This window comes from Terriglobia bacterium (assembly GCA_020072785.1).
In the GTDB taxonomy this organism is placed as follows: Bacteria; Acidobacteriota; Terriglobia; order Acidiferrales; family UBA7541; genus Acidiferrum.
Map to the genome: position 1 here is coordinate 220,180 of JAIQGG010000004.1, position 22,133 is coordinate 242,312.

General features: G+C 66.7%; 24 protein-coding genes. 15 read left to right on the plus strand and 9 right to left on the minus strand.

All coding sequences use genetic code 11. The features are described from left to right. Positions 1-16 precede the first annotated feature (16 nt). The gene (locus LAN61_12445) at positions 17-1,423 is read left to right on the plus strand and encodes a sigma-54 dependent transcriptional regulator (GenBank protein MBZ5541316.1); all 1,407 of its coding nucleotides are present in this window, start codon (positions 17-19) and stop codon (positions 1,421-1,423) included. 5 nt (positions 1,424-1,428) lie between these two features. Here the strand turns inward: LAN61_12445 and LAN61_12450 are convergent, their stop codons facing one another. Next, positions 1,429-2,880 (minus strand): glycosyltransferase family 2 protein, encoded by a 1,452-nt coding sequence (locus LAN61_12450; protein MBZ5541317.1) that lies wholly within the window; start codon positions 2,878-2,880, stop codon positions 1,429-1,431. A gap of 610 nt (positions 2,881-3,490) precedes the next feature. Between LAN61_12450 and LAN61_12455 the strand changes: the two genes are divergently transcribed. Both LAN61_12455 and LAN61_12460 read left to right on the plus strand, forming a co-directional pair. Further along, entirely contained in the window at positions 3,491-4,249 is a 759-nt protein-coding gene (locus LAN61_12455; protein MBZ5541318.1) for a polysaccharide deacetylase family protein, read from the plus strand. A gap of 2 nt (positions 4,250-4,251) precedes the next feature. After that, a complete protein-coding gene (locus LAN61_12460) occupies positions 4,252-4,566 on the plus strand; it encodes a hypothetical protein (protein ID MBZ5541319.1) in 315 nt (104 codons plus the stop codon). 76 nt (positions 4,567-4,642) lie between these two features. On the opposite strand, the gene LAN61_12465 is transcribed toward LAN61_12460, so the two are convergent. Further along, complete coding sequence (locus LAN61_12465; GenBank protein MBZ5541320.1) at positions 4,643-4,843, minus strand: allantoinase; 201 nt, start codon at positions 4,841-4,843, stop codon at positions 4,643-4,645. A 133-nt stretch (positions 4,844-4,976) separates the two neighbouring features. Here LAN61_12465 and LAN61_12470 point away from each other — a divergent pair, with 133 nt between their 5' ends. Then, positions 4,977-5,777: a TrbI/VirB10 family protein gene (locus LAN61_12470; protein ID MBZ5541321.1), complete on the plus strand. Its 801-nt coding sequence runs from the start codon at positions 4,977-4,979 to the stop codon at positions 5,775-5,777. Between the two features lie 29 nt (positions 5,778-5,806). Here LAN61_12470 and thiO read toward each other — a convergent pair whose 3' ends face one another. The 6 genes from thiO to LAN61_12500 all read right to left on the minus strand — a co-directional run bounded on the left by thiO (position 5,807) and on the right by LAN61_12500 (position 12,695). Next, a complete protein-coding gene (gene thiO / locus LAN61_12475) occupies positions 5,807-6,931 on the minus strand; it encodes a glycine oxidase ThiO (GenBank protein ID MBZ5541322.1) in 1,125 nt (374 codons plus the stop codon). Positions 6,932-7,005: 74 nt separating this feature from the next. Beyond that, entirely contained in the window at positions 7,006-7,608 is a 603-nt protein-coding gene (locus LAN61_12480) for a hypothetical protein (GenBank protein MBZ5541323.1), read from the minus strand. Positions 7,609-7,610: 2 nt separating this feature from the next. Beyond that, a complete protein-coding gene (locus LAN61_12485) occupies positions 7,611-9,467 on the minus strand; it encodes a HAMP domain-containing protein (GenBank protein ID MBZ5541324.1) in 1,857 nt (618 codons plus the stop codon). Between the two features lie 25 nt (positions 9,468-9,492). Continuing rightward, positions 9,493-10,917 carry a sigma-54 dependent transcriptional regulator gene (locus LAN61_12490; GenBank protein MBZ5541325.1) on the minus strand — a complete coding sequence of 475 codons (1,425 nt, stop codon included), beginning with the start codon at positions 10,915-10,917 and terminating at the stop codon, positions 9,493-9,495. A 166-nt stretch (positions 10,918-11,083) separates the two neighbouring features. Beyond that, positions 11,084-11,773, minus strand: a complete 690-nt coding sequence (locus LAN61_12495) for a uracil-DNA glycosylase (protein MBZ5541326.1) — start codon at positions 11,771-11,773, stop codon at positions 11,084-11,086. Between the two features lie 142 nt (positions 11,774-11,915). Beyond that, positions 11,916-12,695: a histidinol-phosphatase gene (locus LAN61_12500; protein MBZ5541327.1), complete on the minus strand. Its 780-nt coding sequence runs from the start codon at positions 12,693-12,695 to the stop codon at positions 11,916-11,918. 98 nt (positions 12,696-12,793) lie between these two features. Between LAN61_12500 and trpC the strand changes: the two genes are divergently transcribed. The 11 genes from trpC (at position 12,794) to LAN61_12555 (ending at position 21,153) form a co-directional block, all read left to right on the plus strand. Beyond that, positions 12,794-13,600: an indole-3-glycerol phosphate synthase TrpC gene (gene trpC / locus LAN61_12505; GenBank protein MBZ5541328.1), complete on the plus strand. Its 807-nt coding sequence runs from the start codon at positions 12,794-12,796 to the stop codon at positions 13,598-13,600. Positions 13,601-13,608: 8 nt separating this feature from the next. After that, on the plus strand, positions 13,609-14,262 hold the full coding sequence (locus LAN61_12510) for a phosphoribosylanthranilate isomerase (GenBank protein MBZ5541329.1): 654 nt from the start codon (positions 13,609-13,611) through the stop codon (positions 14,260-14,262). A 5-nt stretch (positions 14,263-14,267) separates the two neighbouring features. Then, complete coding sequence (trpB, locus tag LAN61_12515; protein MBZ5541330.1) at positions 14,268-15,479, plus strand: tryptophan synthase subunit beta; 1,212 nt, start codon at positions 14,268-14,270, stop codon at positions 15,477-15,479. 16 nt (positions 15,480-15,495) lie between these two features. Further along, on the plus strand, positions 15,496-16,341 hold the full coding sequence (gene trpA / locus LAN61_12520; GenBank protein ID MBZ5541331.1) for a tryptophan synthase subunit alpha: 846 nt from the start codon (positions 15,496-15,498) through the stop codon (positions 16,339-16,341). Continuing rightward, positions 16,338-16,655 carry a chorismate mutase gene (locus LAN61_12525; protein ID MBZ5541332.1) on the plus strand — a complete coding sequence of 106 codons (318 nt, stop codon included), beginning with the start codon at positions 16,338-16,340 and terminating at the stop codon, positions 16,653-16,655. Before trpA ends, LAN61_12525 begins: the two co-directional genes overlap by 4 nt. Before the next feature lie 22 nt (positions 16,656-16,677). Further along, on the plus strand, positions 16,678-17,697 hold the full coding sequence (gene aroF / locus LAN61_12530; GenBank protein MBZ5541333.1) for a 3-deoxy-7-phosphoheptulonate synthase: 1,020 nt from the start codon (positions 16,678-16,680) through the stop codon (positions 17,695-17,697). 3 nt (positions 17,698-17,700) lie between these two features. Continuing rightward, positions 17,701-18,585, plus strand: a complete 885-nt coding sequence (locus LAN61_12535) for a prephenate dehydrogenase (GenBank protein MBZ5541334.1) — start codon at positions 17,701-17,703, stop codon at positions 18,583-18,585. Between the two features lie 35 nt (positions 18,586-18,620). Then, entirely contained in the window at positions 18,621-19,316 is a 696-nt protein-coding gene (locus LAN61_12540; GenBank protein MBZ5541335.1) for a CoA transferase subunit A, read from the plus strand. A gap of 165 nt (positions 19,317-19,481) precedes the next feature. Further along, positions 19,482-20,153, plus strand: a complete 672-nt coding sequence (locus LAN61_12545; GenBank protein MBZ5541336.1) for a 3-oxoacid CoA-transferase subunit B — start codon at positions 19,482-19,484, stop codon at positions 20,151-20,153. A gap of 118 nt (positions 20,154-20,271) precedes the next feature. Next, entirely contained in the window at positions 20,272-20,580 is a 309-nt protein-coding gene (locus LAN61_12550; protein ID MBZ5541337.1) for a hypothetical protein, read from the plus strand. A 21-nt stretch (positions 20,581-20,601) separates the two neighbouring features. Further along, positions 20,602-21,153, plus strand: a complete 552-nt coding sequence (locus tag LAN61_12555) for a CDP-alcohol phosphatidyltransferase family protein (GenBank protein ID MBZ5541338.1) — start codon at positions 20,602-20,604, stop codon at positions 21,151-21,153. 69 nt (positions 21,154-21,222) lie between these two features. On the opposite strand, the gene LAN61_12560 is transcribed toward LAN61_12555, so the two are convergent. Beyond that, entirely contained in the window at positions 21,223-22,119 is an 897-nt protein-coding gene (locus tag LAN61_12560; GenBank protein ID MBZ5541339.1) for a rhomboid family intramembrane serine protease, read from the minus strand. Positions 22,120-22,133 lie beyond the last annotated feature (14 nt).

Genomic DNA, 22,133 nt, shown 5'->3' on the forward strand with positions numbered 1-22,133 from the left:
GCGAAAGGAAGGCGACGTGCCCCGAAAAGCTCATCTCCTCCTGGTGGACGACGATCCCAGCACCCTGGCGTCGCTCGCCCGCGCCTTCCGCATGGCCGGCCACGAAGCCACGGTGTGCGACAACGCCGCGCGCGCCGCCGAACTGCTGCACGCGGAAACGTTCGACCTGATCTTTTCCGACGTGGTTATGCCCGGGAAGGACGGCCTGGCGCTGCTCGAGGAGTTGAAGGCCGCGGGCGTGAAGACGCCGGTGATCCTCATTTCCGGGCAGGCCAGCGTGGAGATGGCCGTGCGCGCGGTGAAGCTGGGGGCGCTGGATTTTCTGGAAAAGCCGCTCTCCACCGACAAACTGCTGGTCACCGTGGAAAACGCGCTGCGCCTGACGCGTCTCGAGGAAGAAAACCGTGAGCTGCGCCGCCGCCTCGGCCGCCACGAACTGGTGGGCAGCGGCCCGGCCATGCAGAAGCTCCTGGCGCAGATCAACCGCGTCGCCCCCAGCGAAACCCGCGTGTGCATACTGGGCGAAACGGGCACGGGCAAGGAGCTGGTGGCCCGGGCCATCCACGAGAAAAGCGCGCGCCGCGACGCTCCCTTCATCACCCTCAATTGCGCGGCGGTTCCCGCCGAGCTCATCGAATCGGAGCTTTTCGGCCATGAAAAGGGCGCCTTCACCGGTGCGGCCGCCCGCCATACCGGAAAATTCGAACAAGCCGGCGGCGGCACGCTCTTTCTCGACGAGATCGGCGACATGCCCCTGGCCATGCAGGCCAAGCTGCTGCGCGTCCTGGAGGAGGGCGAGATCGAGCGCGTGGGGGGCGACAAGCCGGTGCGCGTCAATGTGCGCGTTCTCGTGGCCACCCACCGCAATCTGGAAGAGCTTGTGCGCCAGAACGGCTTCCGCAGCGACCTTTTCCACCGCGTCTACGTCTTTCCGCTGCTCCTGCCGCCCCTGCGCGAGCGGCTCGAGGATTTTCCCGAGCTGACGGCGCATTTCGCGCGCCAGGTGGCCGCGCAGAACGGCTGGAAAGAAAAGGAATTCTCCGCGGAGGCGATCGAGGAACTGCAGCGCTACTCCTGGCCCGGCAACGTGCGCGAGCTGCGCAACGTGGTCGAGCGGCTGGTGCTGCTCGCGGCGGAGGATGCCGTCACGCCCGCGGACGTGCGCCGGGCTCTGCCGGCTCCGGGAGCCGGCGCCCGGGGAGCATCCGCCGGCGCGGGCGCCGAGGCTATTCCCGCTGGCGCCAGCGGAACGCTGACGGAGCGCATGGAGGCCTTCGAACGCGAGGTCCTGCTCGCCGAGCTGCGCCGTCACAATTTCCACATGACCAACGTCGCGCGCGCCTTGGGCCTCGAGCGCAGCCACCTCTACAAGAAATGCCAGCAGCTCGGCATTGACCTGCAAGCCCTCCGGAAATCCGACTAGACAATTCAGCGGTTGCGCACGGGGGCCCGCCGCAGGCCGGTACATTTGCGCGCAGCCGCGGGCTCCAGCCCCTGCCGCTGCAGCGATTTCCAGCTCATGTCTCCGCGCAGGTATTGCCAGATGCCCTGCAACCGCCAGAACATGTTCAGTTGCCGGTAGGGAAAATGCTCAAAGAAGCAGTAGCTCACCAGCCGCGCCACGTCTTTCCAGTCGCTGTACCGTTTGTACGTCAGCTCTTCCTGCAGCACCGCGCCGATGGAAATCACGGTCGCGAAGGCGTAGCCGAAGAGCAGAAACTGCACGAAGAACTCCCGGCTCAGCACCCCGGCCCAGGCCGCCAGCGCGATGGTCACGAGGCCGCCCAGTTCGATCACCGGAGCCAGGAGTTCGAAGATCCACAGATAAGGCAGCGCAAAGCATCCGATCCGCCCGTAGCGCGGCCGGAAGAGCATGTTGCAGTTCGTCCACAGCACGTCCAGCAGGCCCTTCTGCCAGCGGCTGCGCTGCCGTCCCAGCGAGCGCAGGTCCGCGGGCACCTCGGTCCAGCACACCGGGTCCGGCACGAATTTAATTTCGTAGTCGGCATTCTTCTCCAGCAGGCGCCGGTGCATGCGCGTCACCACGTCGAAGTCCTCCCCGATCGAGCTTGCCCGGTAGCCGCCCAGCTCGCGCACCAGGTCCGTTCGGAACACGCCGAACGCTCCGGAGATGATCATCAGCATGTTGCCTTGCGCCCAGGCTTCGCGGCCGATCAGAAACGCGCGCAGGTATTCCACCACTTGAATCACTTCGATGCTTTTGCGCGGCAGGCGGATCCGCCGCAGCCGCCCTCCTTCCAGTTCGCAGCCGTTCACCACCCGCACGATACCCCCCGCCCCGACGATGCGCTTGGGGTCGTTCAGCACCGGAAGCATGATGCGCAGAAGCGCATCGCGTTCCAGCACGGAATCGGCATCCACGATGCACACGTACGGCGAGGTCGCGGCGTTCAGCCCGGCATTCACCGCATCCGCCTTGCTCCCTCCGGGCTTCTTATCCAGCACCAGCAGCCGCCGGTCCGCATCGCTGCGGTACAGGCCGCGCACTTCCGCGCTCTGCACATGCGGCACGTACACCACGCGCACCGGCCGCAACTGGAACTCTTCCTGCAGTTCCTGGAGCGTCTGGTCCGTCGAACCGTCGTTGATGACGATCAACTCGATCTCCGGATAATCCAGCTGCAGCAGGTTGCGCACCGATCCGCGCACCGATTTTTCCTCGTTGTGCGCGGGCACGAGCAGGGTGATGGGCGGCGCGAGCCGTGAGTCCTTGATCCACTCCAGGCGGTGGCTTTCCAGCTTATGGTGGTGCGCCGCACTGGTCTTCAGCGCGATGATCAGCATCGCCAGGTACGCCAGATTGCCGATCAGGTAGTAGTAAAACAGGGCGTGGTTCGCGAGACTCAGAAAGGAAATCATAGCGGCGCCGCGGTCCTGGCGGCAGCCAGCTCTTTTGGAGCGCTTCCCTGCGGAGCTGGAGCTCCGGACTGGAGAACGGCCCGCAGGGCCTTTCGCCGATTCCGGCTGACCAATGTGTGCAAAGCGCTGTCCATGCCTGCTTCCAGGATTCAGCTGCGCGCGGGTTTGCAGTTGACGGGGCTTGCGTGCCTGCTACAGACAGTTCTGGGGCGCAGTCTAGGGGAAGGGGGGAACCGCCGCCGTGCGCTGCTCCGGAAAATCTGCCGAGCAAGCCCGCCCGCGGAGGATTGCCTGCCGGTGGACGAGAGAACTGCACTCTCGCACGCTGGCCAGGAACCAGATGCGCACGGCGCTCCCAAGTACGACAAGCCCGTGGGCGCTCTGGCTCTTCTCCCCTTGCGGGTCGATCCGTAGCGCACTGCTATAGCTACTCTAGCAACAAGAAATCTCCCCTTGTTGGAGGATCATGTACTGGCGTGCATTCTAGTAAATAGCCGGGAATGCAAGCCGGGTGGCACAGGCCTACTCTTCGTGCCTGGGACGCGCCCGGCAGTTGCGCTATGCTGAGTCCGTCGCCATTCCGGCCGTTTCCGGGTAAAGTTTCCGAGTGATGAATCCCCTGATCGTCGTGCTTCCCATCGCGCTCTCCGGTGCCGCGGGCCTCGTGGCCTATGGCGCGGCCTATCCGCGCGCCCAGCTCTTCGGGCCCACCCTGTGCCGCACGGCGTCGCCCCGGCAGTTGGCCCTCACCTTCGACGACGGTCCCAACCCTGCCATCACTCCGCAGCTTCTCGACCTGCTGGCCCGCTATGACGCCCGCGCCACCTTCTTCCTGATCGGGCGCTACGTCCGGCAGTCGCCGGAACTGGTGCGCGAGATCGCCGCGCGCGGCCACGCCATCGGCAATCACACGGAAACCCATGCGAATCTCTTCTGGTGCGGCCCGGCGCGGCTGCGCGCGGAGCTTGGCCGCTGCCAGGAGGCCATCGCCTCGGTGCTCGGCGCGCCCCCGCTGCTGTTGCGCCCTCCCTACGGCTTCCGCAGCCCCTTCCTCGACGCCGCCGCGCGCGCGGCCGGGATTCGCCGCGTGGTGATGTGGACGCTCCTCCCGCACGACTGGTATCCGCAACCCGCCGAGCCCCTGATCTGGCGGATGCAGCCGGTGGCGCGCCGCGCGCAAGGGGCACGGCAGGGCGCGCCGCCGCGCTCCGGCGGCGACATCGTGTGCCTGCATGACGGGGATCACCGGCGCCCGGGCGGCGACCGCCGCCACACCCTTGCTGCGCTCGAATACTGGCTGCCACGCTGGCGCGACCTGGGCCTCGAATTTGTTACAATCCCTGCTATAGCGGGAGAAGGCCCGCGCTAACCATGGACGAACGCGCCTTTTATACCGAACGCGAAGAGACGAAGAAGCAGACCCTGCGCTGCCCGCACTGCAAAAAAGAGTTTGAGTTTCCCGTGCGTTGGAAGGTCTGCACCAAGAAGAAAGAGCTGCCGCGCGGCGCTGGCGAAGAAGACCGCAGGCACTTTGCGAACGCCACTTCCTACATGGTCCGCCTGGACGATCTGGCCGCGTGCTATAAGTGCCGCAAGCGCTTCGAACTCACCGGCCAGTCCACGGTGCTCATCTCCGACGCCGTGGGCGACCCTAACGCGGACCCCGAAAACTTCGGCAACCGCTAAGGAAAAACGCAGACAATGCAGAAGCCGCCGAGAGGGATTTCTGTTTTCGCGCCGGCCTTCGTGAGCGGCCGCTGGGCTAGATTTCCGGGTACATGTCGAAGAAGGCTTCGGCGGATTGCTGGAAGGCCGCTTCGATCTCTTCTTTGCTGCCTTCGATGAGGTGCATGGCCACCCGCACCGTCTTCCCGTTTTTCAATACCACCGTGGCTTCCTTCACCTCGCCCAATTCCTCCGAGGGAAACAGCCGCATCCCATAGATCAGCGCCAGCTTGGCCATGGCTCCGCTCCTTCTTTCCGTCCGCCATCCAGCCTACGTGTTCCCGCTTCCCATCGTCAAATCCGCTGTGCGAAACTCAGGCATCCGGTTTTCGGGGACGTGCATCGCACGGTGCAGAGCGGAGGCCATGGCTATGTTTTCGACGGTTCTGACTCCCCGTAAGATCTTTGCTTGGACGGCGGGCTTTCTCTTGCTGGTGCTGCCCGCCGCGGCCCAGGAGCCTCCCGGACCGCAGACCATGCCGCCGCCTGCCGTCGCTCCCGCCCCGCGCCCCGCGCCAGCTACGCCCAGGGCCACCGGCGAAACGCTGACCGTCCCGGCCGGGACCCGCCTGCCTGTCGTTCTCCAGAACGGTATTTCCACGCAAAGCGCCAAACCCGGCGACTCCGTCTATTTCCAGACCGCCTTTCCCGTCACCCAGGACAACCGCATCCTCATTCCCGTCGGCTCCTACGTGCGCGGCGAAGTCACCGAGGCCAAACGCCCCGGCCGCGTGAAGGGACGCGGCGAAATCCGCTTGCGCCTGGACACCCTCATCTTGCCCAACGGCTACACCATCAATCTCAACGCGGCTCCCACGGGCGCGGACACCGGCGGCAAGGAAAAAGTGGATTCCGAAGGAAAGATCGAGGGTGGCAGCAACAAGGGCGGTGACGCCGCGACGGTTGCGCGCACGACGGCGGCCGGTGCGACGATCGGCGCGATTGCCGACCGCAGCGCGAAAGGCGCCGGTCTTGGCGCCGGCGTGGGCGGCCTCGCGGGACTCGCCGCCGTGCTCCTGACGCGCGGCCCGGATGTCCATCTGCCGCGCGGCGCCACGCTGGATATCGTTCTCGAGCGCAGCCTCACCCTGGATGCGGATAAGCTGCCCTTCGACACTCTCGGGCGGATGTCGCCCATGCCCGCCCCCCTGCGTCGTCCGCCGCAGCAGTAGTCGGCAGGCTGGCTGTTCGATGGGGCGCTTCAGCTCGCCGGATTTGGCGCGCCGTGGAAACGCAGCGGGCTCAGCCGCTCCACGTCCAGCGAGACGCGCTGGTCCACGATCCACTCGCGCACCAGTTGCGCGGTGACGGGCGCGAGCAGAATCCCGCTGCGGAAGTGCCCCGTGGCCAGCAGCAATCCCTTTACGTCGGTGGGGCCCAGGATGGGCAGATGATCCGGGGAATCCGGCCGCAGCCCGCACCACGTCTCCACGATCTCCGCATCGCGCGCCGCCGGCGCGAGCTCCAGGGCCGCTTCCAGCAGGGACAGGATTCCGGCGGGCGTGAGCTTCTTCTCGAAGCCGGCGTACTCCACGGTCGCGCCGGCGACCACCCGCCCGTCGTCGCGCGGCACGAAATAGATGCGCTCGGACCACAGCACGCGCTCGATGTGCAGCGCCGGGGAGCGCAGCGCCAGCATCTGCCCGCGCGCCGGCCGCACCGGCGCGTAGCTACCGGCGCCGCCGATCCCCGCGGAATAGCAGCCCGCGGCGATGACCGTGTTTCCCGCCGCGGTCTTTCCGGCGGAGGTGATCACCCCGGTGCAGCGGCCGTTTTCCGCCCACACCGCTTCGACGCCCGTTCCCGGAAAAATCTCGACGCCGCTGCGCCGCGCCGCTTCCAGCACCGCGCGCGTCAGCAGCCGGTTGTCCACGCAGGCTTCGTCCGGGCGCAGCGCGGCGGCCTGCACCTCTTCGCTCAGCGCCGGCTCCATTTCCCGCGCCTCTTCCGCATGCAGCGGCTCGCAAGCCAGGCCCAGCCCGCGGTGCAGCGCCACCAGCGTGCTTAACTCCTCCCGCGCCTCGTGGGCAAACAGCGCCTGCAGCGTGCCCTTCGCGCGGTACCCGGTGCGCTGCCCGCTGCGCTCTTCGATCTGCGCGATGAAGCCCGGATACAGCGCGGCGCTGGCCTTGCCCAGCGGCACCAGCGGAATCATTCCCGGATGCTCGGGAGCCGGGGAAATAATTCCGGCGCTGGCCCACGACGCCTCCTGCCCCGGCTCCTGACGGTCGAAAATAGCCACCCGCAAGCCGGCGCGCGCCAGTTCCCAGGCGATGGCTCCGCCGATCAGACCGCCGCCGGCAATCACTGCGTCGTACGTTTTCACGCCCACATCTTAGCGCATTCTTTGCAGGCAGGGACTGGCGGCGCGGCCTCGCGGCCGGCCTTCGCGGAGGGTGCTTACAAGGAGCGGATGAGCTCTTCGGAAAGGAGCTGCGCCTTTATGGCCAGATTGCGCGCGCGCACCCAGTCCGCTTCGTGTCCGGCTTCACGGGCCTGGTCGATGAACCCGCGCACTTTTTCCGCCAGGTCCGCCTGCATGCTGGTGAAAGCACGCCCGCGCGCGCGGGCCAGGTTGTGCTCGGCGATGCTCAGGCTCTTGCGAGTCTGCGCCTGCGCGGCGGACGCCTCCGCCACGCTGAGTTGCGGCGCGATCACCGGCGCTTCCACCGGCCCCGCGGAATCCGTCTCCGCGGCAGGCGCCGCGGGCATCCGCGGGCGCGGCGGGGCGTCGTGCAGCGTGCTGAACAGCGCGGCTGGCGGCGGAATCAACGGCTGCAGATCCGGCACGCTCTCCGCGCCCGCGGCGGTGGAGGTCTTCTCCGGCAGGCGCGGGCGGACCCGCACGGCGGCTTCCCAGGGAATCGCCGGCGTGCGGCGGTGCGAATGGATGCCCATGCAGCCGCTGGGCAACAGGAGAATCACGCCCGCCGCGCCCAACAGCGCGCGGCGGCGAAGCTGCTCTTTGCGGCCGGCCTTCGCCGGTGGGAAAGTGCGCATCATGTTCAAGAGGCCAGCGGCAGATCGATGTGGAACGTCGTGCCCCGGCCGACCTCGGAAGTAAAGTCTATCGAACCGTTGAGAAGCTGCACAATGCGGAAGGTGCTCGCCAGTCCGATTCCGCTGCCTCCCGGCCGCGTCGTGAAGAACAGCTGAAAGATCTTCTGCCGGTCCTCCGGCCGGATGCCTCCGCCGGTATCGCTCACGGAGATCTCGGCCATGTCGCCGCGGCGGCTCAGCACCAGCCGCAGTTGCCCGCCTGCCGGCATTGCCTCCACACCGTTCAGCACCAGGTTCAGCACCGCCTGTTTCAGCAGCGCGCGGTCCACATATACTTCCGGCACGTCAATGGGCAGTAGCTGCGCCAGCCCCACATTGGCCTTCTGCAGCTGCGGCTTGGCCACCTCGAGTACTTCCTGCAGCAGTTTGGCGAGCTGCGTCAGCTCCAGGTGCACTTCGGTGGGCCGCGTGAAATCGAGAAAGCGCTTCACCACCGTGTCCAGGCGGTCGATCTCCTTGTCCAGGACCTGCACCGCCTGCTGCGCGGCCTCCGGCTCGTGGGGCAGCGCTTCCTTCAGGTTTTCCAGCCACAGGCGCATGGAATTCAGCGGGTTCTTTACCTCGTGGGCCACGCCCGCGGTGATGCGCCCGAGCGCGGCCAGGCGCTCGCTCACCTGCAACTGCGTATTGATGTTTTCCAGCGAATCGAGGTCCCGCAGCGTCACCAGCGCGCCCATGCGCTCGCCATTCTCCTCGATCGCCTGCACGCTCACTCCCACCCGCTTCGGCCCCTCGCGCGTCTCCAGTTGCGTTTCCGCGGTCACCGCGCTCAGTTCATCGCCCTCCAGGCGCAGCGCTTTGCGCAGCGGGTGTTCCGGCGGAAAAATCTCCTCGGCGCGGCGCCCCAGCAGATCGCTGGCCGGTGCCGCCAGGAATTTCTCCGCGGCCGGGCTGATCATTACGGCGCGCGCGTCGCGCGTGAACAGCAGCAGCCCGTCCTCCAGGCCGGCCATCACTTGGTTGAGGTTTTCCCGCAGGGTGCTGAAAATTTCGTGCACCCCGCGCAGTTGCTGGCCTACCTGCGTGATCTTCCGGCTGACCTGCCCCAGTTCGTCGCTGCCTCCCGGCAGCCCCCGCGGATTCGCGCCCGGCGCATCGAACTGCCCCGCCGAGATGCGGTCCAGTTGCGCGGAGATCTGCGCCAGCGGCCGCAGCGACGCGCCGCTGACCAGCGCCGCCAGCATCGTCGAAAGCAGCAGCGCCGCCAGCACGATCCCCGCGGCCGGCCGCAGATCCTTGGTCATCTCGTTGTGCAGCAAGGCCGTGGTGATGCGCACCCGCACATCGCCGAACGGCTGGCCGCCCTTGGTAAACGCGTAATCCACTTCATATTGCCGTTGCGGGCCGTAGATGGCGCGCAGTTTCGAGAAAAAATTCTGGTTCAGGAGTTGCGTGAAGGGAGCCCGGCGCGCAACCATTATGCCCGGCAGGTTGGCGTCGCTGGAGACAAAGACCACGCCGCGGGTGTCGGCAATAGTGACTTCGTCCACGTCCGAGGAAGAGGCCAGCGCCGCCCCGATCTGCGTGCGCAGCCCCGAGTGCGCTTCGAAAGCGTGGCGCACGTAGTCGTGGATATCCTCCGCGCTCCCGGTGGCCGGCCGCAGCCCTTGCGCGGCGGCGTCCGCAAGTGCATGTTGCGCCTGCAGAAAAGTCTGCAGGGCCACCGCCCGCGCCCGTTCGTTCGCCTGGCGCAGCACCTGCTCCGTGAGCAGCGCGATGAACAGCGTGCACAGCACCGCTACCACGAGCAGCACCATGCTCGTCATCATCAGCGTCAGTTTGGTTCGCAGCCGTAGCTGCATGCCTTTCGCCCGCCCCCGCTACCGCTTATTCCGTTTCCCCGCGCTCGCTCCCGTATTCCTTGAGCTTATTGTGCAGCGTCTTCAGGCTGATGCCCAGCAACTCCGCGGCGCGCGTCTTGTTGTTCCCCGTGGCCTGCAGCGTCTGCAGGATCAGTTCGCGCTCCACCGCGTCCACCGTCGTGCCCACCGGGAAGCGCATGCTGGCAAGATCCCCCGAACTTTTCACCGCCGCCTTGCCGAATTCCCCGGGAAGATGCGCGCGCCCGATCAGCTCGCGGTCGCACATGATCGCCGCGCGCTCCAGCACGTTGCGCAGCTCGCGGACGTTTCCCGGCCAGGTGTGGCTCAGAAAAATATCCAGCACCTCGGCCCCGATTCCCCGCACGTGCTTGCCGTGCTTGGCGTTGATGTCCCGCAGCATATGTTCCGCGAGCAGCGCGATGTCTTCCTTGTGCTCACGCAGCGGAGGAAGGTGAATGTGAAAAACGTTCAGCCGGAAATAGAGGTCCTGGCGCAGGCTGCCGCTGGCCACGGCCTGTTCCGGATCCTTGTTGGTGGCCGCCAGCACCCGCACGTCCACCGGCGTCTCCGTCTTGCTCCCCAGCCGCCGCACCTTGCGCTCCTCCAGCACCCGCAGCAGCTTGGCCTGCGTCGGCGCGGGCATCTCCCCGATTTCGTCGAGCAGCAGCGTCCCGCCGTCGGCCAGCTCGAAGCAGCCGATGCGCCGCTCGGCCGCTCCGGTGAAGGCGCCGCGCTCGTGCCCGAAGATTTCGCTTTCCATCAGCGATTCCGGGATCGCCGAACAGTTGATGGCCACAAACGGCCGCTCCATGCGCGGCGACAGCTTGTGGATCGTGCGCGCCACGATCTCTTTCCCCGTGCCCGTTTCGCCCGTGATCAGCACCGAGGCCGAACTCGGCGCGGCCATTTCCACGATGCGCATGACCTCCTGCATCGCCTTCGACGCGCCCACCAGCTCGCCCAGCCGCCCGGCCTCGCGCAGCTGCCGCTGCAGGGAGACCAGCTGCCGCGCGTCCCGCGCCTTGCCCAGCGCGCGGTCCAGCAGCGCCCGCAGCACCGGGCCTTTCAGCGGCTTTTCGATGTACCAGAAGGCCCCGGCCTCGATGGCCGCCACGGCCCGCTCTTCGCTGCCTTTGCCGGTGATGATGATGGCGGGAACGTCGCGCAGCTCCGGAGCGAGCTGCCGCAGCAGGTCCAGGCCGTTCATGCCCGGCAGCTCCACGTCGGCGATCAGCGCGTCCGGCTGAAACGCCGAAAACTTTGCCAGCGCGTCTTCCGCGTTGCTCACTCCCAGCACGTCGCAGCCCCAGCGTTGCAGCAGGGCCTCGTAGCCCTTGCGCGCGTTCTCCTCGTCCTCGACGATCAACACGCGCTCCCGGTGCTCCGGGCCCTCGACGGCGCGTGCCGCGCTCTTGTTCTCTTCACCCATGCGCATTCCTCACCGCTTTCGCCTCTTGTCTGTGACTCTAGCAAGCGCGCCAGGGAAAGCCAAGCCGCGGCGCCTGCGGCAGAAGTATGGGGATTGGATGCAGCTCCGTGTCGGTGGGGTTTTGTAGCGGCAGCCGGAATTTGTCCGGCGGGTCGGGAACCCGCCATTACCGCAGATAGTGCCGGATCCTCCGCAGCACCTGCCCATACATCGCAGGCGTCAGTCGCCCGGTCTGCGTGTTCTGCTGGCTGGGATGATACGCCCCGAAAAGCCGCGGCAAATCGCCGGGCAATTCCGCTTCCGCGCCGTGGGAAAAGGGAAATGCGGCCCGCGAAGTGATTTTTCCGAGCTGCTTGAGGATGTCGAGATAGTTGTTCCACGCAATTCCGCCCAGAGCCAGGACCGCGCGCGGGCGCAGCAGTTCCAGTTCGCGCTCCAGATAGCCGCGGCACTGCGCGATCTCCTCCGGCAGCGGCTTGTTCCCCGGCGGCGCGCAGCGGATCGTTGCTGTGATGTAGGCATTCTCCAGCCGCAGCCCGTCGTCGCGGTGCAGGGAAGTGGGCTGGTTCGCGAACCCCGCCTTGTGCAGCGCCTGGTAGAGAAAATCCCCCGAGCGGTCTCCGGTAAACATCCGGCCCGTGCGGTTCGCCCCGTGCGCTCCCGGAGCCAGCCCCAGAATCAGCAACTCCGCCTTGGCATCCCCGAACCCCGGCACGGGCTTGCCCCAATACTCCCACTCGCGGTACGCCCGCCGCTTCTCCCGCGCCACCTTCTCCCGGTACCCTACCAGCCGGGCGCACTTCCGGCACGCCACGATCTCTTCCGCCAGCACGCGCAGTGTTTCTGTTTTTGTCACGCCAAGCTCGCCTTAGCTAACTCTGTCATCCTGCGGCCCCGATCTCTTTCATCGAGGCCGCAGAATCTCCGCCGATCCGAACTCGCCTCGAATTGAGCGGCCATGGCCTCTCCCCATTGCCAGCGCTTTCTTGCCTGTGGCGCTACCGGAAATACTCCAGGATCTCTTCGTGCACCAGCCCGTTCGAGCTGAAGAACGTCCCCTGATAAATCGTGCGCTCCCCCAGCAGGTTCGTCGACCGTCCGCCGGCCTCTTCCACGATCAAAATCGACGGCGCCAGGTCCCACGGTCTGGACTTCAGATCCATGGCCGCTTCCACCGCGCCTTCCGCCACCAGCATATGCTGCCAGAATCCGCCCACGCTCCGGCTGCGCCGCGCCGCGTCCTGCACCCGCCGCATATTGCCCCGCCGCCCGAAATCGTTCCCGGGCCCGGTCCCCGCGGTGAAGACCATGGCCTCGCTGAGTTTCTCCACCTTCGAAACGCGTAGCGGCCGCCCGTCCCGCCACGCTCCCTGCCCGCGATACGCGCACCAGCGCACTCCCAGCGCCGGCGCGCACACCATGCTCGCCACAATCTCGCCGTCCTGCTCGATCGCCAGCAGCGTCCCGAACGTCGGTATGCCGCGGGAGAATTCCTCGGTGCCGTCGATCGGATCGATGATCAGCCGCGGCCGCCCGGTCTCCCCCAGCGCTTTGGCCTCCCCGCCCAGCTCTTCTCCCAGTACGTCCAGCGCGGCCCCGCTCGTCGCCACTTCCGCCCGGGCCATCTCCTCGATGGCGCGGTCCGCCTGCGTCACTGCCGACCCGTCCCCTTTGCGCTCGATGCGCATGGCATCGCTGCGGAAGTACAGCATGGCGATGCGCTCGGCGTCTCCGGCAATCCTCTCCAGCAGCGCGCCGTACTCTTCCCGGTAGCCCATCGCCTCTCCTTTGCGGGGACCTCGCGCCGGCCACCCTCCCTGCGTTCTCTATTTGACAGGTTCCTGCGCGCCTCCTAGCATAACTGTTCACGCTCCCAATGACTCCTGCGAACACAGGCACGGTGCTGGACCGCATCCTCGACGCACGGCGCGCAGCCGTCGCGCACCGCAAGAAGGTGCTGCCCGAGACCGCGCTGAAGTACGGCGTCAAGCACGGCCTCGCCGTCCGCGACTTCCCGGCGGCGCTCGCCCGCCCCGGCCTGAACGTCATCGCCGAGCTCAAGCCCGCCTCGCCCTCGCGCGGTGTGATCCGTGAAAATTTCGACGCCGTGGCCCTCGCCCGCGTCCTGGAAGCCGCCGGCGCCGCCGCCCTCTCCGTCCTCACCGAAGAAGAGTTCTTTCACGGCTCGCTCCAGAATCTCCGCGAGGCCCGCAAGAACACCGCGCTCCCCGTGCTGCGCAAGGACTTCATCTTCGACCCCTGGCAGGTGTGGGAGAGCCGCGCCAACGATGCCGACAGCTTCCTGCTGATCGTAGCCGCGCTCGGCGACGCCCAACTGCGCGAATTGCTGGCCCTCGGCCGCGAGTTGGCCATGGAGCCGCTCGTCGAGGTGCACACCTTTGAAGAATTGCAGCGCGCCCTCGCTGCCGGCGCGCGCATCCTCGGCGTGAACAACCGCAACCTTAAAACCCTGCAAGTGCGCCCGGAAACCTCGTTCGAGCTGGTCGCGCAGATTCCCGACGAGTGCATCGCCGTCAGCGAATCCGGTCTGCGCTCCCACGGCGACCTCTGCCGCCTCCGCGCCGCCGGCTTTGACGCCTTTCTTATCGGCGAATCCCTCATGCAGGCCGCCGATCCCGGCGCCGCTCTGGCCGCCTTACTCGGCCCGGCAGGCGCTCCGTGAGCTTCGCCATGGTACGCGTCAAAATCTGCGGCATCACTAACTGGCCCGACGCCCGCGCCGCTTGCGACGCCGGCGCCGCCGCCCTGGGCTTCAATTTTTACGAGCCCAGCCCGCGCGCCGTCTCTCCCGCCGCAGCCTGGAAAATCCTGCGCCGCCTGCCGCCCTTCGTCGAGCCGGTCGGCGTCTTCGTCAACTGGACACCCGGCGCCGTGCTCTCGCTCGCCGACGCCCTGCAACTCACCTCCGTACAGTTGCACGGCGACGAAACGCCGCGCGACGTGGCCGCCTGCGCGCGCCGCCGCCGCGTCATCAAGGCCTTCCGCGTGGGTCCCGGCTTCTCCCTGGCCGCCCTGCGCCGCTACTCCGCCGCCGCGGCCTTTCTCTTCGACGCCGCCCGGGCAGGCCAATATGGCGGTACGGGACAGACCACCGACTGGGCCCTGGCTGGCCAGGCAGCGCGCTCACGCCGTATCATTTTGGCAGGTGGCTTGACGCCGGAAAACGTCGCCGAGGCCATTCGCCGCGTCCGCCCCTATGCCGTGGACGTCGCGAGCGGCGTCGAATCGCGGCCCGGCAGGAAAGACCCCGGCAAGTTGCGCGCCTTCTTCGCGGAAGTGCAGCGCGCCAGCCGCGAACTCGCCGCAAAAACGGAGAAGCGCTAAACCCGATGAGCTCTTTGACCCAGCCCGCTGCCGCTGTCCCCGGACGCTTCGGTCCCTACGGAGGGCGCTACGTCCCGGAAACGCTGATGGCCCCGCTCGAAGAGCTGGAGCGCGCCTATGAAGCCGCGAAAGCCGATCCGGCCTTCCGCGCCGAATTCGCATCCCTGCTGAAGAATTTTGCCGGGCGGCCCACTCCGCTGCAGCATGCCGGGCGCCTCTCTGCGCACCTCGGTGGTCCCAAGATCTATCTCAAGCGCGAAGACCTGCTGCACACCGGCGCGCACAAGATCAACAACGCCATCGGCCAGGGCCTGCTCGCCGTGCGCATGGGCAAGCCGCGCATCGTCGCGGAGACCGGGGCGGGCCAGCACGGCGTCGCTTCCGCCACCGTCGCCGCGAAGTTGGGACTGCAGTGCACCGTCTACATGGGCACGGAGGACATGGCCCGCCAGGCGCTCAACGTCGCCCGCATGCGCATGCTCGGCGCGGAAGTCATCGGCGTGGAATCCGGCAGCCGCACGCTGAAAGACGCCATCAACGAAGCCATGCGCGACTGGGTCACCAACGTTCGCACCACCCACTATCTCCTCGGCTCGGTCCTCGGCGCGCATCCCTATCCCACCATGGTGCGCGATTTCCACGCGGTCATCGGGCGCGAGGCCAAACAGCAGATCCTGGACGCGGAAAAGCGCCTGCCCACGCATCTCTACGCCTGCGTTGGCGGCGGCTCCAACGCCATCGGCCTCTTCCACGAATTTCTTGCTGACCGCGCCATCAAGCTGGTCGGCGTCGAAGCCGGCGGCCGCGGCAGCCAGCTCGGCGAGCATGCCGCGCGGCTGGCCGCCGCGCAGGGCTACTCCGGCGCGCGCCCCGGCGTGCTCCAGGGCACCTACACCTACGTCCTGCAGACCGCCGACGGCCAGATCGCCGCGACCCATTCCGTTTCCGCAGGCCTCGACTACCCGGCCATCGGCCCCGAGCACGCCTGGCTCGCCGACCAGAAGCGCGCCGAATACTTTGCCGTCAGCGACACCCAGGCCCTCGCCGCCGCCAAGCTCCTCGCGCGCCTCGAAGGCATCATCCCCGCGCTCGAAAGCGCCCACGCCCTCGCCGGCCTGATCGAGCGCCTACCGAACTTTTCCAAGGACGATCTGGTCATCGTGAATATCTCCGGCCGCGGTGACAAGGACATGGACACCTACGCCCGGCTGCTCTAGCCGGCGGCGCATCCCGATGACCACTGCCAACTCCAAAACGACGCGCATTGCAAAACGCTTCGCCGAACTCCGCGCCCGCGGCGAAATGGGCCTCGTCGCCTACATCACCGCCGGCGATCCTTCGCTCGACGCCACGCTCCGCTACGTCCTGGCCCTGGCCGAGGCCGGCGCCGACGTCATCGAACTGGGCGTGCCCTTCAGCGATCCCGTCGCCGACGGCCCGACCATCCAGCGCGCCAGCGACCGCGCCCTCAAGGGTGGCGCGACCCTCGCCGGTGTCCTCGAACTCGTCCGCCGCATCCGCCAAACCTGCGAAGTTCCTCTGGTGCTCTTCAGCTACTACAATCCCATCCTGCAGATGGGCCTCGAAAAATTTGCGGCAGCGGCCGCCAGCGCCGGCGCCGACGGCGTCCTCGTCACCGACCTCACCCCGGAAGAGTCCGCCGACTACCGCCGCATCCTCGCCGCGCGCGGCCTGGACACCATCTTCCTCGCCGCGCCCACCTCCACCGACGAACGTCTGGCCAAGATCGCCGCGTGCACCTCCGGCTTCCTCTACCTGATTTCGCGCACCGGCGTCACCGGAGCGCAGGAGGCCCTCCTGGAAGATTTGCCGGCGCTGGTGCGCCGCCTGCGCGCGGTTTCGCCGCTGCCCATCGCCATCGGCTTCGGGGTCTCGCTGCCCGGCCACGTTTCGGTTCTGGGCGGCCTCGCGGATGCCGCCGTCGTCGGTTCGGCGCTGGTCGCGGAGATCGAGAAGGCCGCCACGCCGGAAGCCGCGGCCGCGGCGCTCGCCGGGCGCCTGCGCGCGTTGAAAGACGCCGCGCGCCGCGGACTCAGCCGCAGGGAAAACGCATCATGAGCATCGAGGATTGGCGCCGCAGAATCGATGAGATCGACCGGCAGCTCGTCGCTCTGCTGAACGAGCGCTCGCGCTGCGCCATCGAGATCGGCCGCCAGAAGCAGCGGGAAAACCTCCCGCTCTACCAGCCGGACCGCGAAAGGGAAGTGCTGGCCGCGGCGGAACATGCCAATTCCGGCCCGCTCTCGAACCAGGCCATCCGCCGCCTCTTCGAGCGCATCATCGACGAGGCCCGCTCCGCCGAGCGCGCCGCGATGCATCCGGAAGGCGCTCCGGAAAAAGATTCCGACCCCACCCGGCCTACCGGGCACTGAGGCCGGAGAACAGGGAAGGTTCATGGTCATCGTCATGCAAGAGGGGGCGACCGACGCCCAGATTCAGAACGTAATCGACCGGCTCGTCGCCGCCGGCTTCAACGTCCATCGCTCCACCGGGGAATCCCACACGGTTCTCGGCGCGGTCGGCGTGCACCGCGACTTCGATCACCGCGACTTCGAGCTGCTCGAAGGCGTGCGCGAAGTCATGCGCATCACCCAGCCCTTCAAGCTGGCCAGCCGCCAGTTCCGCCCCGAAGGCACCATCGTGGATCTCGGCCGCGGTGTGCGCATCGGCGGCAACGATGTCGTCGTGGCCGCCGGGCCCTGCTCGGTCGAATCCCGCGAGCAGATTCACGCCGTCGCCGAAAGCGTCGCCAAAGCTGGCGCCAAAATTCTCCGCGCCGGCGCCTTCAAGCCGCGCACCTCGCCCTACGCCTTCCAGGGCCTCGGCGAAAAGGGCTTGCAGCTGATGCGCGAAGCCGCCGACAAGTTCGGTCTCTGCACCGTCAGCGAGGTGATGGACCCGTCGCAGATTCAGATGATGCTCGGCTACGTGGACATGTTCCAGGTCGGCGCGCGCAACATGCAGAACTACCATCTCCTCCGCGCCCTCGGCGAACTCAAAAAGCCCGTGCTCCTCAAGCGCGGCATGTCCGCCACCATGGAAGAACTGCTGCTCAGCGCCGAGTACATTCTCTCCGGCGGTAATTTCAATGTCGTCCTCTGCGAGCGCGGCATCCGCACCTTCGAAACCTACACCCGCAACACCTTCGACATCGCCGCCATTCCCGTCATCAAGAAGCTCTCGCACCTCCCCATGATGGCCGATCCCTCCCACGGCACCGGCCGCCGCGACAAGGTCGCCCCCATGGCTCGTGCCGCTGTGGCCGCCGGTGCCGATGGCCTGCTCATCGAAGTCCACAACGATCCCGACCACGCCCTCTCCGACGGCGCGCAGTCCCTCTTTCCCGAGCAGTTCGCACAGCTCATGGGCGAACTGCGCATCATCGCCCCGGCCATCGGCCGCCGGATGGCCTGACCCATGCCTCCTACCGCCACTTTCCGAAACGCCGTCATCCTCGGCACCGGTCTGATCGGCGGCTCCTTCGGCCTGGCCCTGCGCAAGTATGCCCCGGAAATCCGCGTGGCCGGCTGGGACCGCGAAGCAGCCGTGCGCGCAGCGCTGGCGCGCGGCGCGGTTCAGGAAGCCTACTCCGGCGAGCTGGCTCCCGCTCTGGCCGGCTCCGATCTCATCTACATCGCCCTGCCCATCGGCGTCACCATTGATCTCCTCCCGGAGATCGTGCGCCACGCCCCGCCGGGCGCTTTGCTCACCGACGCCTGCAGCACCAAGATGCGCATCTGCCAGCGCGCCACCGAAGTCTTCGCCGCCAACCCCGGCGACGGCCTCCTGCTGCTGCCCGGCCATCCCATGGCCGGCAAGGAGCTCTCCGGCGTGGCCCATGCGGATGCGGAACTCTTTCGCGACGCCACCTACGCGTTGATTGGCGAAGGAGAATTGCGCGACGCGCCCCGCGCGCGGGCGTTCGCCGCTCTGCTGGAGCGTCTCGGCGCGCGCCCCCTGTGGATCGGCGCGCAGAAGCACGATTGGGCGGTGGGCATGGTCTCGCACCTGCCGCAACTCGCCGCCGTGGCCCTGGGATCGTTTCTTCACGGGCAGATCGATGAAACCGGCCTGCCCATCACCCTCGCGGGCTCCGGCCTGCGCGACTCCCTCCGCCTGGCCGGCAGTCCTTACTCCACCTGGCGCGACATTCTCCTCACCAACCGCGATTTTCTCTCCGCCGCCCTGGCCGTCTATGCCCGCCACATCGAGGACCTGCGCGAAAAACTTTCCTCCCGGGAACTCGAAGCCGATTTCGACGCCGCCAACGAACTCTACAAACTCCTCCGCGATTTGAAGTAAACTGCACCGTACACGTTCCTGGTGCGGGAGATTCCATGGACAAACGCGTAGCCTCCGCCGACGCCGCCATCGCCAAGCTCACGGACGGCGCCACCATCCTCATGGGCGGCTTCGGCCTCTGCGGCATCCCCGAAAATCTCATCGCCGCCGTGCGCCGCAAGGGCGCCAAGGACCTCACCATCGTCTCCAACAACGCCGGCGTGGACGATTTCGGCATCGGCCTGCTTCTGCAGACCCGTCAGGTCAAGAAGATGATCTCCACGTACGTCGGCGAGAACAAACTTTTCGAGCAACTGGTCCTCAGCGGCGAGCTGCAGGTGGAGCTGAACCCCCAGGGAACCCTGGCCGAGCGCCTGCGCGCCGGCGGCGCGGGCATCCCCGGCTTCTACACGCCCACTGGCTACGGCACCATGGTCGCCGAAGGCAAGGAAGTGCGCGAATTCGACGGCCGCAAATACATCCTCGAGCGCGCCCTGCGCGGCAACTTTGCCTTCGTCAAGGCCTGGAAGGGCGATCGCTGGGGCAACCTCGTCTACCGCAAGACCGCGCGCAACTTCAATCCCATGATGGCCACCGCCGCGGACTACGTCATCGCCGAAGTCGAGCAGCTCGTGGACAACGGCGAGCTCGACCCCGACCAGGTGCACACACCCGGCATTTTCGTGGACGCCATTTTTCAGGGCCCGCGCTACGAAAAGCGCATCGAGCGCCGCACCACGCGCAAGGCCTGATTCTGTAGGGGCGGGGCTTGCCCCGTCCGCTGGTTCTAGCGGTGGCCAGCAGGAGCACAGGCTTCCATCTGTGCCAGCGTCAGCGCCGCATGGACGTTTCATTCGCAGCTGTTTTTCTCTTACTGTGAACTGTAAACTGACAACTGAAAACTCGGAGTAATCCCCATGCCGCTCACTGAGGATCAAAAACGCGAACGCATCGCCCGCCGCATCGCTCGCGAGCTGCGCGACGGCTACTACGTCAATCTCGGCATCGGCATGCCCACCCTCGTTGCCAACTACATCCCCGCGGGCATGGACGTCGTCCTGCAATCGGAAAACGGCATGCTCGGCGTAGGCCCCTATCCGCTCGACGCCGAAGTGGATCCCGATCTCATCAACGCGGGCAAAGAAACCGTCTCGGAGATTTCCGGCTCCTGCTATTTCTCCAGCGCCGACTCCTTCGCCATGATTCGCGGCGGCCACGTGGACCTCACCGTCCTCGGCGCCCTGCAGGTGGACGAAAAGGGCACCCTCGCCAACTGGGCCATCCCCGGCAAAATGCTCAAGGGCATGGGCGGGGCCATGGATCTCGTCGCCGGCGCCAAGCGCGTCTTCATCGCCATGGAGCACGCCACGCGCGACAACAAGCCCAAAATCCTCAAGCACTGCACCCTCCCGCTCACCGGCGTGGAGGTCGTCGACCACATCGTCACCGAGCTGGCCCTGATCGACGTCACCCCGGAGGGCCTGCTCCTCCGCGAACTGGCCCCCGACGCCACCCTCGCCCAGGTCCAGTCGCTCACCGAACCGCAGCTCCTGCTGCCCCCCGGCGGCCCCCAGCCCATGCCCGTCTGACGCGACGCGGTGCCTCTCGCTTTCCGCCACGGCCCGCTATTCACTCTTTCTTCACCCGCAAGCCGCAAAATGACGAAACTGCGCTAGTCTCGGAACGAGGAGCACACCCAGGCCGCCCATGGACATCCCTTCCATCGTTGTCGTCAGTCTCCACAACCCCAAGGAGAAGATCTGGGGCGAGTTGCTCTCCATTCAGCCTTCCGGCATCACCATCCGCGGCATCGACCTGAACTCCTTCGACCATTTCGTCCGCCAGACCAGCGACCCCGACGGCGAGCGCACCGGCCTGCCCACTCTCTTTTTCCCCATGAACCGCATCGAGCGCATCGCCCTCGACGAGCCCTCCGGCGCTATCCCTTCCATGGCCGAGCTCTTTGCGCGCAAGGCCGGCCGCACCCTGGCCGATTATCTGGCCCAGTTCGCCTGAACTGCGTTACAATTTCTGCAAATGTCTGGCCGGATCTGGACGGTCCCCAATCAGATTACGCTGTTGCGCCTCGGCTTCCTGCCGGGCTTCCTCATTCTGATTTTCTATGAGCGCTACGGCTGGGCTCTGGGCGTGCTGGTTCTGGCGGGTCTCTCGGACGGCGTTGACGGTCTGCTGGCGCGGCGCCTCAATCAGAAGTCGGAGCTCGGCGCCTATCTCGATCCCATTGCCGACAAGCTGATGCTCTCCTCTTCCTTCGTCATCCTGGCCTTCAAACACAAGATTGCCTGGTGGCTGACCATTCTCATCCTCAGCCGGGACGTCCTTATGCTCATGGTCGCCGCGGTCATTCTGCTTATCTCCGGCTACCGCCCGTTTCCGCCCAGCATTTACGGCAAGCTCACCACCACGGTTCAGATCCTGCTGGTCTTCACCGTGATTGCCGCCGCGGCCTTCCACGCCGCCTGGCTGGAGACTATTCAGCACCCGCTCATCTACGTCGTCGCTGGCTTCACCGTGCTCTCCGGCTTTCACTACAGCTTTGTGATCGCCCGCCGCCTGCACGTCGCCTGAGCACCCGGGCCGCCCCCTTCGCTTTGCCGCGCTCCGGAGCACAGCCGGCAGGACTTTTTCCGCACGCTGTTAAATCTTCACAAACTGCTTCAGCATCATCGCGAAGCTGCCCACCACGATCAGTCCTGCGAGCCACCCCAGCGCCTGCGCCCTCTGCCACTCGGCTCCGGCCAGCGGCTCGCGGTCCGCGAACAGTTTCCCCAGTACGAAGCCCGCGGCCAGCCCTCCGAAGTGCGCCGCGTTGTCCACCCCCGGCAGCGAGAATCCGATCAGGAAGATGATGACCACCCAGGTCAGCAGCCGCGAGCGCATCACCTTCATATGCACTCCCCCGCGTTTCGTGGTGATCGCCAGCATCAGCCCGATCAGCCCCATCAGCGCTCCGCTGGCTCCCACCGCCAGATGCCCGAACAGCGCGCTCACCATGAAACTGAATATTCCCGTGAACACGTAGAGAAACAGGTAGCGCGGTGAACCGTAGAGCTCCTCCAGCGTCGGCCCGATGTCCAGCAGCACCATCATGTTGGACCCGATGTGGATCAGGCTCCCGTGCAGAAACATCGCCGTCACCAGCCGGAACCACTGCCCCTGCAGGATCAGGTCGATCCGGCTGGCCCCCAGCGTATTCAGCGCCTGCCCGCTGATCCCCCCGAACAGGCTGAAGCCCCCGCCCGCCTGCGCCGTCATCGCCAGGCTGATCCCATAGAGCAGGATATTTACGATCAGCAGCACGGAGGTGACCGGCGCGCGCCCCCCGAAGAAGCCGGCAAGCTTGCGGCTTGCCGCGGCCATCGAAAAATTGATCCCGCTGCCGCATTCGTGGCAGCGCGTCGCCGTGATGCCCACCAGCGCTCCGCAGGCCGGGCACACTTTCGGCCGCGGCTGCTGTTCGCCGCCGCCGAAAAATCCGCGCAACGCGCTCTTCCATCGTTCGATTCGCCATTGCCAGCGATAGGGAAGTGCCAATCGTCCTCCTTGCG